12 protein-coding genes are annotated in these 13,385 nt (G+C 34.9%); 4 read left to right on the forward strand and 8 right to left on the reverse strand.

Annotated features, from left to right (window positions below; translation table 11 throughout):
- Positions 1 to 30: 30 nt before the first annotated feature.
- The gene (locus H4V97_RS10405) at positions 31 to 1,854 is read right to left on the reverse strand and encodes a GNAT family N-acyltransferase (protein ID WP_196850332.1); all 1,824 of its coding nucleotides are present in this window, start codon (positions 1,852 to 1,854) and stop codon (positions 31 to 33) included.
- A 114-nt stretch (positions 1,855 to 1,968) separates the two neighbouring features.
- On the opposite strand from H4V97_RS10405, the gene H4V97_RS10410 reads away from it, so the two are divergent.
- From H4V97_RS10410 to H4V97_RS10420, 3 genes are all read left to right on the forward strand, one after another.
- The gene (locus H4V97_RS10410) at positions 1,969 to 2,730 is read left to right on the forward strand and encodes an exodeoxyribonuclease III (protein WP_209549677.1); all 762 of its coding nucleotides are present in this window, start codon (positions 1,969 to 1,971) and stop codon (positions 2,728 to 2,730) included.
- Positions 2,731 to 2,926: 196 nt separating this feature from the next.
- Complete coding sequence (locus H4V97_RS10415) at positions 2,927 to 3,868, forward strand: OmpA family protein (protein WP_209549678.1); 942 nt, start codon at positions 2,927 to 2,929, stop codon at positions 3,866 to 3,868.
- Positions 3,869 to 4,139: 271 nt separating this feature from the next.
- A complete protein-coding gene (locus tag H4V97_RS10420) occupies positions 4,140 to 5,177 on the forward strand; it encodes an aldo/keto reductase (RefSeq protein WP_196850329.1) in 1,038 nt (345 codons plus the stop codon).
- Positions 5,178 to 5,352: 175 nt separating this feature from the next.
- Here H4V97_RS10420 and H4V97_RS10425 read toward each other — a convergent pair whose 3' ends face one another.
- The 7 genes from H4V97_RS10425 to panC all read right to left on the reverse strand — a co-directional run bounded on the left by H4V97_RS10425 (position 5,353) and on the right by panC (position 12,476).
- The gene (locus tag H4V97_RS10425) at positions 5,353 to 7,266 is read right to left on the reverse strand and encodes a transglycosylase domain-containing protein (protein WP_245345224.1); all 1,914 of its coding nucleotides are present in this window, start codon (positions 7,264 to 7,266) and stop codon (positions 5,353 to 5,355) included.
- Positions 7,267 to 7,469: 203 nt separating this feature from the next.
- Positions 7,470 to 7,886, reverse strand: a complete 417-nt coding sequence (locus tag H4V97_RS10430; protein ID WP_196850327.1) for a hypothetical protein — start codon at positions 7,884 to 7,886, stop codon at positions 7,470 to 7,472.
- Positions 7,887 to 7,952: 66 nt separating this feature from the next.
- Positions 7,953 to 8,363 carry a hypothetical protein gene (locus H4V97_RS10435; RefSeq protein WP_245345225.1) on the reverse strand — a complete coding sequence of 137 codons (411 nt, stop codon included), beginning with the start codon at positions 8,361 to 8,363 and terminating at the stop codon, positions 7,953 to 7,955.
- 157 nt (positions 8,364 to 8,520) lie between these two features.
- Entirely contained in the window at positions 8,521 to 9,882 is a 1,362-nt protein-coding gene (gene radA, locus H4V97_RS10440; protein ID WP_209549679.1) for a DNA repair protein RadA, read from the reverse strand.
- A complete protein-coding gene (locus H4V97_RS10445) occupies positions 9,882 to 11,030 on the reverse strand; it encodes an alpha/beta hydrolase (protein ID WP_209549680.1) in 1,149 nt (382 codons plus the stop codon). The genes radA and H4V97_RS10445 overlap by 1 nt, the downstream gene beginning before the upstream one ends.
- A gap of 202 nt (positions 11,031 to 11,232) precedes the next feature.
- Positions 11,233 to 11,583 carry an aspartate 1-decarboxylase gene (gene panD, locus H4V97_RS10450; protein ID WP_209549681.1) on the reverse strand — a complete coding sequence of 117 codons (351 nt, stop codon included), beginning with the start codon at positions 11,581 to 11,583 and terminating at the stop codon, positions 11,233 to 11,235.
- Positions 11,584 to 11,597: 14 nt separating this feature from the next.
- Positions 11,598 to 12,476 (reverse strand): pantoate--beta-alanine ligase, encoded by an 879-nt coding sequence (panC, locus tag H4V97_RS10455; RefSeq protein WP_209549682.1) that lies wholly within the window; start codon positions 12,474 to 12,476, stop codon positions 11,598 to 11,600.
- A 78-nt stretch (positions 12,477 to 12,554) separates the two neighbouring features.
- Here panC and H4V97_RS10460 point away from each other — a divergent pair, with 78 nt between their 5' ends.
- Complete coding sequence (locus H4V97_RS10460; protein WP_209549683.1) at positions 12,555 to 13,361, forward strand: glycogen/starch synthase; 807 nt, start codon at positions 12,555 to 12,557, stop codon at positions 13,359 to 13,361.
- Positions 13,362 to 13,385 lie beyond the last annotated feature (24 nt).

The following is a 13,385-nucleotide window of genomic DNA, read 5'->3' on the forward strand; positions in this document are numbered from 1 at the left end:
GGGATTTTTGTCTTTTATAAAATTTGGATATTATTCCAATTCTTCATTTTCGGCTTCTTCTTTTTCATTTAATTTTCGCTCCAGTTCTGCTTGAAATTCTTCCATAACAGGTTTCATGGTGCTTTCCGGAATATCGGCAATCCGAATATACATCAAACCATCAACGGCATTGTTGAATAAAGGATCCACATTGAAAGCGACTACTCTCGCGTTTTGTTTAATGTATTTTTTAATCAAAACCGGCAAACGTAAACTTCCTGGCTCCAGTTCATCAATGATTTTGTCAAATTTATTCAAATCAGATTCGGCCTCATCAAAAATAAAATCTTTATCGGCATCTTTCAGTTTTACCTTAAATGCTTTTTTGGGATGGATGTATTGTGCGATATATGGATCGTAATAATTTGATTTCATAAATTCAATCATCAGCGATTTCGAAAAATCAGAGAATTGATTGCTAATACTCACGCCGCCGAGCAGGAATTTATGCTCAGGATACCGAAGTGTGGTGTGAATGATTCCTTTCCACAACAAGAAAAGGGGCATTGGTTTTTGTTGGTACTCTTTAACGATGAAGGCACGACCCATTTCAATCGATTTGTGCATCATATCGTGCAATTCTGGTTCAAATCGGAAAAGGTCGTTCAGGTAAAAACCGTCCATTCCATATTTTGGATAAATTTCAGAACCCAACCCCATTCTATAAGCGCCGGCAACTTTTTTGGCATCATCATCCCATAAAAACATATGGTGATAGTACTTGTCAAATTTGTCAAGATCTATAGATTCATTGGTTCCTTCTCCTACTTCTCTAAAAGTAATTTCTCGTAATCGACCAATTTCGTGCAGTACATTTGGAATTTTATTGGCTTCGGTAAAAAAGACTTCATAATTTTTACTCTGTAAAAGTCGGCAATCATGGTCTCTTAAAAAGTCCACTTCGGAAATCATTTTTTGTTGATTAGCCGGTGTTGCGATTGTCTTTGGACTTTTCGGAATTTTTAAAGTTGGAGTATTCAATAGTTTACTTTCTTTTTCGAAAGGATTCGCTAACATGTAGGTTTTCTTCCTCAAAAATTCAGAGTATTCCTCTATAGTTTTATATTCGTTTTGTTCGTTTACTGAAATTGGTTTTCCTATACGAACTTTTATTACGCGTCGCTTTTGACTGAATACTTCCGAAGGTAATTTGGCAGTTCGCAAAGTTCCACTGATTTTCGAAAGCAAATAAAACAACCTGCTGTTTTTGGCATGAAAATAAATAGGGACAACGGGCACTTGTGCTTTGCGGATTACTTTAATGGCGCCTTCTTCCCATGCTTTGTCTACAACTAATTTTCCGTCTTTATAGGTAGAAACTTCTCCTGCAGGAAACATCCCCAAAGGTTTTCCGTCACTTAAATGACGCAATGTTTCTTTGATCCCAACGACACTCGATTTTGCATCTTTGTGGTTTTCGAATGGATTTACCGGCATGATGTATTTCTTCAGTGGCTCAATTCGATGTAAAAGAAAATTAGCAATAATCTTGAAATTAGGTTCTCTTTCGAGCATTAATTTCAACAACAAAACACCATCAATCCCTCCCAAAGGGTGGTTAGAAATGGTAATATAAGCACCTTCTTTGGGTAAACGTTTTAGGTCTTCTTCCGGAATTTCGAATTTTATTTGTAAATCATCTAATATGCCATTTAAAAAGGCAACATCCTTCAAGTGTTTATTTCGGTCGTATACGGTGTTTAACGTAGAAATTTTTAGAACCTTCATAAGCAACCAGCCTGAAAAAGTACCTAAAACTCCGTACTTGTCAGTATTTATTGCCTTCGCAACTTCTTTAGCGGTAACTAGACCCATGTAATTTATTGTTTTTAGAGCAAGAAACAAAGATAGCAAAAAACTCCATTTTCTTTGTTTTTCTGAATCAAACTTATACTTTTTTATTACTTTTGGAACACAAAAATAAAATTAATGAGAATTATTTCCTATAACGTCAACGGAATCAGAGCCGCCATTTCAAAAGGGTTTATCGACTGGTTGCAACTAGCAAATCCAGATATTATTTGTCTGCAGGAAATCAAAGCGACCGAAGACCAAATCCCGGTAGATGCTATTACAAAAGCAGGCTATCCGTATCAGTATTATTACTCAGCGACCAAAAAAGGATATAGCGGCGTGGCTATACTTTCTAAAATTAAACCCAACAATGTGGTTCAGGGAACTGGAATTCACCACATGGATTTTGAAGGAAGAAACCTCCGGGCTGATTTTGATGCGTTTTCTGTAATGAGTTTGTACTTACCGTCCGGAACAAATATTGATCGATTGGATCATAAATTCATGTTCATGGATGATTTTCAAAATTATATTACCGAATTGAAAAAAGAAATCCCAAATCTTGTTATCTGCGGGGATTACAACATTTGCCACGAAGCAATCGATATTCACGATCCAGTCCGAAACAAAACCGTTTCCGGATTTTTGCCACAGGAAAGAGCGTGGCTCGATGGATTTATGAAGTCTGGATTTGTAGATAGTTTCCGTCATTTCAACAGCGAGCCACATCAGTATTCCTGGTGGAGTTACCGCGCCGGAGCAAGAGGCAACAACAAAGGATGGCGTATTGATTACAATTTAGTCAGCGATTCGTTAAAACATAAACTCAAAAGAGCCGTTATTTTATCAGATGCCGTGCACTCGGATCACTGCCCTATTTTGGTAGAAATCGAGTAGTAGTTTATGCTGAATTTATAGCGGTATTTGGAGCTTTTTCCTGCTATTCGCTATATCTTTTCTTGTCTCGTCTCGTCCCAAAAGACGAGACGAGACAAGAAAAGGATGTCGCTTCTATCAGGGCTAGGTAATCCCATTCTAATTCAAGTTTTGAATTAAAAATAGAAAATAGAAATAACAATAAATAGAAACAAAAATGATAAAAAGAATTTCCATCGGATTGTTAGTAGTAGCACTTTCAACTTCTTGTGTATCTAAAAAAATATACAATGATTTAGAAAGTAAATTCGCCGATTTAAAGAAAGAAAACAGAAGCATATCGGATGAAAATACCGATTTGTTAAAAGCAAAAAGTCAGTTGGAATTAGACCGCGAAGCTTTAAAATCAGATTTAAATAAATCAAAATCAGAACTGGATAAACAGAAAATGGACTATGCGTCCGCTCAAAATAAATTTAAGGTTTTACAAGATTCTTACGTTGCATTAGAGAAGAACAGTAGCGATGCTTTGCAAAGCAACATGAAGAAAAACCGTGATTTATTGGAACAGTTAGAAGAGAAAGGCAAAGCATTGGCATTAGAACAAGAAAGTTTGAATAAAAGCGCACAACGTTTGCAAGAATTAGAAAATTTGATTGCCGCCAAAGAAGCCAGCATGAAAAAACTAAAAGAAACGCTGTCAAAAGCCTTGAATAGTTTTGAAGGTAAAGGGTTGACAGTCGAACAAAAAAACGGAAAAGTGTATGTTTCCATGGAAAACAAATTACTTTTCAATTCAGGAAGTTGGGCAGTAGGTTCTGAAGGGAAAAAAGCGGTTATTGAAGTAGGAAAAGTATTGGGTGACAACCCTGATATTTCAGTACTAATAGAAGGACATACTGATGATGATGCTTTTGCAGCTGCTGGTCCTATTACTGACAACTGGGATTTATCTACTAAAAGAGCTACTGCAATTGTTGCTATTTTAAGTGAAAACAAGAAAATCAACAAACAAAATCTTACCGCTGCCGGAAGAGGGGAATTCTCCCCTTTAGTAAGTAATGCAACTGCCGAAGGAAAAGCAAAAAATCGTAGAATCGAGATTATTCTCACCCCAAGATTAGATGAAATTTCTAAAATGTTGAATGAGATTAATTAAGGTTAAAATATCCAGTAATTATAAGTTTCACCATCAAATTAAGTATTGATTCTTAAAAAGCTTAATTTCTTAATGGTTTTAAAAAACCTTTTTTTAACCGCTAATACGCTAATTCTATCTTTCAATTGAGGGGTTTTTAATTCGCGAATTAGCGGTTATATTTTTCTTTAACATTCTGTAAACGTTTCTCAATTTTCTGTTAACAGTAAATCTAAACAGCAAACAAGTTTTATCTTTGTTTTCGAAAAAATAAAATACAATTTCCTTAAATATGAAATACACGACTTTACCGAATACCGCTATAAAAGTGAGTAAAATTTGCCTTGGCACGATGACTTTTGGACAACAAAATTCAGAAGCTGAAGGTCATGCGCAAATGGATTATGCATTCGAAAATGGAATCAATTTTTTTGACACTGCCGAGATGTATTCTGTTCCTGCACGTCAAGAAACTTACGGAAGTACCGAGAAAATTCTTGGAACTTGGTTCAAAAAATCAGGAAAAAGAGAGGAAATAGTTTTGGCTTCAAAAATTGCCGGACCAAATCCCAATTTCACCTACATGCGTGAAAAAAATGATTTCTCGCCTGCAAGTATCAAATTTGCTTTAGACCAAAGTTTGCAACGACTGCAAACAGATTATATCGATTTGTATCAATTGCATTGGCCGGAGCGCAAAACTAATTTTTTTGGACAACGCGGTTTCAAAGTGCAAGACGATGCCTGGGAAGATAATATTCATAACGTTCTGGAGACTTTAGATGGTTTCGTGAAAGAAGGAAAAATAAATCACATTGGACTTTCAAATGAAACTCCATGGGGAATCATGCGTTTTCTGGAAGAAAGTAAGTACAATAATTTGCCAAGAATTAAAACGGTTCAAAATCCTTATTCCTTATTGAATAGACTTTTTGAAAACGGTTCTGCCGAAGCTTGTTTAAGAGAAAACGTGGGTTTATTGGCGTATTCTCCAATGGCTTTTGGTGTTTTGTCCGGCAAATTTCTAACGGGTGAAAGTCATCCAGATGCCAGGATTAAATTGTTTCCGCAGTTCTCGCGATACAATAGCGAGCAATGTACGGAAGCAACAAGATTGTATCAGGAAATCGCAAAGAAAAACGGATTGACTTTAACCCAATTGTCATTAGCATTTATAGAGCAACAGCAGTTTGTGACCAGCACAATTATTGGAGCAACAACAATGGAGCAATTAATTGAAAATATTGATACTACTACGGTATCACTTTCGGAGGAAATTCTAAAAGCAATTGACGAAGTGCAGGCTATAATTCCAGATCCGGCACCATAAGGAAAACTAACCATACTATTTGTCATTCCGACGAATGAGGAATCTCAGCAATAGATTCCTCATTCGTCGGAATGAAAATATAGTGCTGTGAATTTCAAAAATTGACTTGGTGATTTATTGGGTTAAAGATCAAATTCTTCATCAACTGCTGTTGAATCTATTTTTAATTCTGTAGTTAGTGTGCTCTTATTCTAATAAAAGATCTTGCCGGCCCAGAAATAATGATGCGTTGTGATTTATAAATAGTGTCATCAGTGCTCAGAAGTCCTCTTCGAAACATGATATTCGTTAAAAAAGATTCTTGTCTTGTAGCAAATTCTTTTAGCATTCCCTGATCATTAAACTGATACATGAATTTCTTTGGACTTGGGATAATTCGGGCAAGATATAAGCACTCATTTAGCGATAATTCAGATGGGCTTTTCTGGAAGTAAAACCGACTTGCTTCGCCTATTCCATAAACGTTTGGACCCCATTCAATAATATTAAAATACACTTCAAGCATGCGTTCTTTACTTGCGATTCTGTTGTTTTCAAGGATGTAAACCAGCAGTATTTCTTCGAGTTTGCGCGACAAAGTTTTTTCTCTGGTCAGAAAAACATTTTTCACTAACTGCATACTTATGGTACTGGCACCGCGAGAGAATTTTTTGGTTTTGATATTTTTTATAATGGATTGCTTGAACGCTTCATTGATAAAACCGTGATGCGAAAAGAACGAAGGATCCTCTGTCGTCAAAACACATTTTCTTAAATAAGGCGAAATTTGGTTTAAAGGAGTATAGTTTGAATTGGCTGAGCCAACTAAAATAGGACGTTGCAACACATCTTTTATTAGAGCGCGATAAATAAATTCGCCATTTAGCTTGTTGAGATTGGCTTCGCCATATTTAATAATTTTTAGATTTTCTTTGTTTATTTTGCTGTCAAAAACGAGTTGATCAGGTTTGTTTTTGTTGAAAGAAAAGTTCAAATTGTAATCAAAATTACCTTCGGCTTCCATTCCTTGAAAATGGGTAAACAAACCGTCAGGAAGCGAAGAGATGAAATCCTGTGCTTTCATCTTTGGAATAGCTACTTTGAGCTTGTAAACCGTATCTTTTTCGGTTTCATAAGCCACATAAGGATGGAATTTTATTTTGTTAAATTGAACGGTTGAGCTACTGTCAATCGAAATAAAATCAGAACCCAGCAAGAATCGGTAGTCAAAACGAGCGTTCTTAATTACTACATCTTTACTGGCAATTTTTGGATGGTTGATTTTTAAATTTTTAATGGAAGTGAAACCATCGATATGCAGTTTATCCCCATCTCGATCTATGTTTTGAATATTCAATCGAATGGAGTCAAAGCTCGATTTCAGGTTATAACGTTCATCAAAATAAGGGACTTTGATGGCGCCGGTATCAATATTGAAGAACCGAATGTCCGCTTTTTTATTTCTTGGATCAGCAAAACCTTTTATTTTCCATCTTTGGGTAAAAGTATTAGTTTGAACCTTTATTGAAGTTTCGAGTTCTTTATCGACCAATCGCAGTTTTTGAAAATTGATGGTCGCTTTTTTCCCGTTATCATCCAAGCGGAAAGAAAGATTTTCCAGACTCATGTCTGTCGGTACTAAATTCAGTGCTTTTGAGATAATTCGATAGGCAAACTCGGCATAATCTCGTTTGTCGTTGGATGTTTTTAAGTTCTTATCTTTTTTTAGAAAAGCTTCGAAATTTTTTACTTCGCCTTTTTTTACCAACTGAACATATCCATTTTTAATTTCTAAAGTTCCTAATTGAACATCACCAACTAATAAACGCCAGAAATTGATACTAGTTTTCAATTTTTGTATTTTAAAAAGCGTGTCGGCATTTCTTGGAACTAATGCTATTTCAGACATATTCACACCCGAAAACCCGTCAAAAGAAGCTTTTTTTACCGAAAAATCACTATCGTAATCTCGGCTTAATTTGGTGGTCGTTTTTGTGATTACCTGTTGTAAGAGAGACTTCCTAAAAACAAAAAAAGTAATAACCATAATTACAAAAAGCACAGCAAGAACTTTTACTGCTAGAATTATTTTTTGTTTTCCAGTCCTCATGAATAGTGGGTCATTTGATAGTAATCTCTTTGTTGTTTTATCGGTAAAGGAAAGGAAAAAAGGAGCAGTCGAATCTTTATCCGTTATTATTTATCACTTTTTTAAGTGTTTCGTACTATTTTAAGCATAAAAAAACCATAATGTTTGAATTATGGTTTTGTAAATTAATAATACTCTCATTAAGTAACCCAAAGTACTGAAATTTATTTTGGAGTCACATAGAATTTCTTAACCTTGGCAACAATCTCATTTAAGGTCATTTTGTCTGCTGTTTCAACTGCTTTTAGTTTATGAGCAAATAATTTTTCATCTTGAATTTTTTGTTCGAGTCTTATTTTTGTTTCTGCTGGACCAAAGACGAAGAGTTCATCCGCTCCTTTCACATAGTCTAGCACTGATTTGACAAAAAAATCGATTTCTTGTTTTTTTCGGTTGTCAAATTTTGTTTCGCTGCTGCCATGATGAACGCCAGAAAAGGTTCCTTTGTTGCCTTCCTTGTCGTGGTAAACACGGTTTTCAACGTCAGAGTCTATTTCGGAAATTTTTTCATCTTTACCACCTTCAAGAGTTACAATAATTGCCTTTGAGGTGTCTATCCAAATGCCGGTTTGTCTTTTCATGTTTTTATATTTTTATAGTAAATAAATTATTTTAAAGAACCTTGATTTTTGAATTAGAATAAGCTATTAATTTAATGGTTGCAGAATACTTTTTAGTTGACTTATTATAATGTGTTCCGATTTGTTTTCCCCCGAGAATGCGGCAATAATAGCAATTGCTGTTTTTAGAATTAAAATCCGTACTTCTGGAGTAAACAGACGCTCATGTTCTTTTCTAAAAATTTTAAAGTCGGGAATCGCTTGTTCAAAATCCCATTCGTTTTCTAATAACCAGTCAAAAATAATCTCGATTTGATAAGCAGCATCATCGCCAAATTCATTCAAAGCATTTTCAAGCGGAATCCATTCGGTTTTGACAATTTTTTTAAGCTGTTCAATTTCTTCTTTTCGGACAGTCTTATCTATGGATGCAATGCTATAAAACAGTTTACCGAGTAGTTGGTAGAAATGAATCATTGTTTGATCGGATGGCTTCATTTTTTCATTTTTATAGATAATTTTTGAGTTTTATAAATTTACAAAAAAATAATGAAAGCCCGAGCAGATTAAGTTATAAATCTGGTCGGACTTTTGAATATAAAGTGCTCATTACAAATGATTAGAGATTCGTTTGCGTAGTTTGGTTCTAATTACGCTATCCAAACAGTTCGCTGACTACATCTTCAATTTTTGCAACTAATCGTATTTTAATTCCTGTGTTTTTTAACGAGATTTTATTGTATTTTGAAACGAAAATGGTAGAGAAACCTAATTTTTCTGCTTCCTGAATACGCTGGTCCACGCGATTTACCGGACGAATCTCGCCTGATAGTCCAACTTCGCCTGCAAAACAGAAATCTTTATTCACCGGAATATCTTCATTAGAGGATAAAATGGCCGCTACAACCGCTAAGTCTATTGCGGGATCGTCTACGGAAATTCCTCCAGTTACGTTTAGAAAAACGTCTTTTGCTCCCAAGCGAAAACCGGCGCGCTTCTCCAAAACCGCCAAAATCATATTCAATCGTTTGGCATTATAACCCGTTGTGCTGCGTTGTGGAGTTCCATAAACGGCGGTACTTACCAGCGATTGGATTTCAATCATCAGTGGTCGCATTCCTTCTAGTGTGGAAGCAATGGCAGTTCCGGATAATTCCTCGTCTTTATGTGAAATTAATATTTCCGAAGGATTCGAAACTTCTCGCAATCCGCTTCCTAGCATTTCATAAATTCCTATTTCGGCAGTAGAGCCAAAACGATTTTTCAAAGACCTTAAAATCCGGTACACATGATTTCGGTCACCTTCAAATTGCAGAACGGTATCAACCATGTGTTCCAATATTTTGGGACCGGCAATAGTTCCGTCTTTGGTAATATGCCCAATAAGAATTACGGGAATATTAGTTTCTTTGGCAAATTTTATCAGTTCGGCAGTGGTTTCACGTATTTGTGAAATACTTCCGGGTGTGGATTCAATATAATCCGTGTGAAGTGTCTGAATTGAATCGATAATGACGATTTCAGGTTCGATAGCTTCAATTTGTTTGAAGATATTCTGAGTTTTGGTTTCGGTAAGGATGTAACAATTGTCTCCGCTGGGAGTGATTCTTTCGGCACGCATTTTTATTTGTTTCTGGCTTTCTTCACCGGAAACGTATAAGGTTTTATAGGGTAATTTTAAAGAAATTTGAAGCAAAAGGGTGCTTTTTCCAATGCCGGGTTCACCGCCCAAAAGGATTAGGGAACCGGGAACAATTCCTCCGCCAAGCACACGATTCAATTCGCCATCTGTTGTGTCCATCCGGATTTCTTGAGCCGAATCAATTTCGTTTATTCGTAAAGGCTTCGGTGCTTTGCTGCTAGAAACGGATTCGCTCTTCCAAGCCACTTTTTCTTGTTTTTGAATAATTTCCTCCGCTATAGTATTCCATTCTTTACAGGAATTGCACTGTCCTTGCCATTTGGAATATTGAGCTCCACAATTCTGACAAAAAAAAGTAGTTTTTACTTTTGACATTATTTTTTTGGTGTTAGACTTTTCATGTCATCAAGTTTTTGAAACATCATGTCTTTGGTTAAATTTCCAATTTCTTCCAATTGGGTGGCGTTTTGATACATTTTTGCTGCTTTTTTAGCATCGCCTGTTTTTTCATACATCAAGCCTAATTCATAATCACTTAACATCGATTTAGGATAGTTTTTTTTGGCAATAGCAGCTAATTTATCTAATTCCTGATAGTCTTTATTTTTTAAAATAGCAGCTTCAATTGCTTTGAAATCATTTATTCGAATGGGGATTTTTAGCCCTAAATTCTTTGCTATTAAATCGTATTTAGTAGTCAGATAATCAACATGTCCAGATGGGAGTATTGCAATTTTATCGGTATATTCAGTTGATGAAATTGGTTTGTAAGAATCAAAAAACTGATACAATGCGCTCGGAATGGAGTATAAAACTAAAGAATAATGGGAAGCTCCTTTGAAGTAATCAAATTTATAATTGAGTAAAGGATTGTTTGCCAGTTTTATGTTTTCGTCTAGTTTTTTTATAGGTTCTTGCAGCTTTTTTACATCACCATCCGATGTGGATTGGTAATAAAAAATAGGTTGTTTAAGTTTAGAAAGTTTTTCCGGAATACGGTTTTCCATTTCTGGGGCAAGTTCAGGACTCAATGAAATATAGGCGTTAAATAGTGGCGAATCTTTGTAAAGAAAAAAGTTTAAGTAACCTGCAGTAGTGTCGTGTCCAGCGATAATTCGAAAAGGTGCCACCCGATATTTTTTCTCTAAATATGGCAGTAGTTCACCTCCTATAAATTCGAAAAACTGCGCGCCTTTTCCAGAGGGAATCGCATCGGTTTCATCATAATTACTGTCATTTACTCGTTCGTCTTTTTTATTTTGATTGATCCCAACGATTATAGTTTCCGGTAAATCGTCCCAATAAGCGCCGTAACTCAAAGCGCCATAAAAAGGATCAAAAAGGTAATCTCCGTCTAGTAAAATGAGAATTGGATATCTTTTGTTTGGATTCTTTTCATAGGATGCGGGCAATCCAATTGTGATTTCCCGACTTTCGCCTAATTTTTTTGAATCGAATGCTTCTACGGTTTTTTGTGAAAATACTGAAATAGAAAAGAATAACAAGAGTAGTATCTGTTTCATAATTTTAGTTGTTTTAGGAATTATATTAATTCTAAAGGGAGTACCAATATAATACTTTATTTACTTTTATTAAAAACAGGACACATAAAAACACGCATTATGAAATTTATGCCGAAAGCGCTAAATTTTATAAAGTGATTCAATCGAATTCTTCTAAAAATATGGAATGAGATTCTTAATGTAAAATTTTATTTCTAAAATATTACGTTAAAGAATTGTCGTTTTCATTAGGGAAAATAATCCAAGGTTTGAAGGTTTTTGCTTCTTCAAATTCTAAGGTAGCGTACGAAATGATGATGATGATGTCATCTTTTTGAACTTTTCTTGCTGCCGGACCATTTAGGGTTATTACGCCAGAATTTTTTTCGCCTTTGATGGCGTAGGTGTCAAAACGTTCTCCGTTGTTAATGTTTACGATAGAAACTTTTTCACCTTCAATTATATTAGAAGCATCTAATAAGGCTTCATCGATGGTAATGCTTCCGATATAATTTAAATCGGCCCCAGTTACTTTTACTCGATGAATTTTTGATTTTACGACTTGAATTTGCATGCGACAAAAGTAAATTAAATTAATGATATGGTGTCAATCAAACGAATGTTATTGACAAGCACAGCGATAAAAGCACGGTATTTTTTATTTTTATTTTTTCTTACACAAGGCAATAGCGTGGCCTCATCCGCAATTACAAAATATTCTAAAGTAAAAATTGGATTTTTTTCGAATGATTTTTGTACCCATTCACTTACTGAAGTGGCGCTATTCTTTTTAAATTTTTCGTTAGCAATATTTAATGTTTGAAAGATAATGGCGGCTTCATGTCTTTCTTGGATTGATAAGCGCTCGTTTCTGGAACTCATGGCCAAATTATTGGATTCTCTATAAATTGGACAACCAACAACATTGACATTTAAGTTGTTTTTAGCCACCATTTTTTTTACAATTTGCAATTGTTGAAAATCTTTTTCGCCAAAATAAGCGTTAGTAGGTTCTACAATCTCAAAAAGACGTTTTACGATGGTGCCAACACCATTGAAATGACCAGGTCTGAATTTTCCTTCCATTTGGTTTTCTAATCCATCAAAATCAAAAGAGTGAGAAACGGGTTGTCCATCATAAATATCTTCCACCGTTGGAGCATATAAAATAATTTTTGGACTTAAAGCTGTAAGTTTTTTTACATCTTCTTCTAATGTCCTTGGATATTTTGCTAAATCTTCCGGATTGTTAAATTGGGTTGGATTTACAAAAATACTTACAACGGTATTTTCATTTTCCAATAATGATTTTTGCATTAATGCCAGATGACCTTGATGCAGAGCGCCCATTGTTGGAACAAACCCAATAGTGGAATGAGTAGTTTTAATAGATTCCAAAAAGTCTATCAAAGCTGCTTTTCCGTAGAATATATGCATGATGGTATTATTAAAATTAAATGCAAACATAATATTTTAGTTAATAACTGCATAAATTTTTGTAATTTTGCGTGGTTTTTATTACCAATAAACTAAGTAAATTATAATATGAAAGATAAGAGGATATTATATGTATCATCTGAAGTGGTGCCTTATCTCGCTGAAAATGAGGTTTCTTTAATGTCTTATGACGTTCCGAAAATGATCAATGATCAAGGAGGACAGATAAGAATTTTTATGCCGAGATATGGGAATATTAATGAAAGAAGACACCAATTACACGAAGTAATTAGACTTTCAGGGATGAATTTGGTAGTGAACGACTTGGATATGCCGTTGATTATTAAAGTGGCTTCGATTCCAAAAGAAAGAATTCAAGTTTATTTTATCGATAATGACGAATATTTCAAGCGAAAAGCAACCTTTGCTGATGAAGAAGGTGTGATGTACCCGGATAATGACGAACGTGCGATTTTCTTTGCAAAAGGAGTTGTGGAAACCGTTAAGAAACTGAATTGGGTTCCTGATATTATTCATGTTCACGGATGGATGGCAGCTATGTTGCCTATTTATTTGAAACATTATTATAAAAATGAAGCTTTGTTTTCCGAAACTAAGATAGTTACTTCAGTTTATAGTCAGTCTTTTGAAGGAGTCTTGGATGTTGAAATGATCAATAAAGTGAAATTTGACGGCATTCCCAATGAAGCAGTCGTTGAGTTAGAAGTTCCAGATTACGAACACATTATGAAGGCGACGATTTTGCATTCTGATGCTGTAATTATTGCCTCAGAAAACCTATCTTCAAGTTTAACAAAATTTATAGAATCTTCAGGGAAACCTTTTTTACCTTTCGCCCCGAAAGATAAATTCGCGGAAGCGTATACTAATTTCTACAAAAACGAGGTTCTTTAAATTCAACTTTTATTAATAAATATG

Origin of the sequence: Flavobacterium sp. CG_23.5 (genome assembly GCF_017875765.1) — a bacterium.
Taxonomy (GTDB): Bacteria; Bacteroidota; Bacteroidia; order Flavobacteriales; family Flavobacteriaceae; genus Flavobacterium.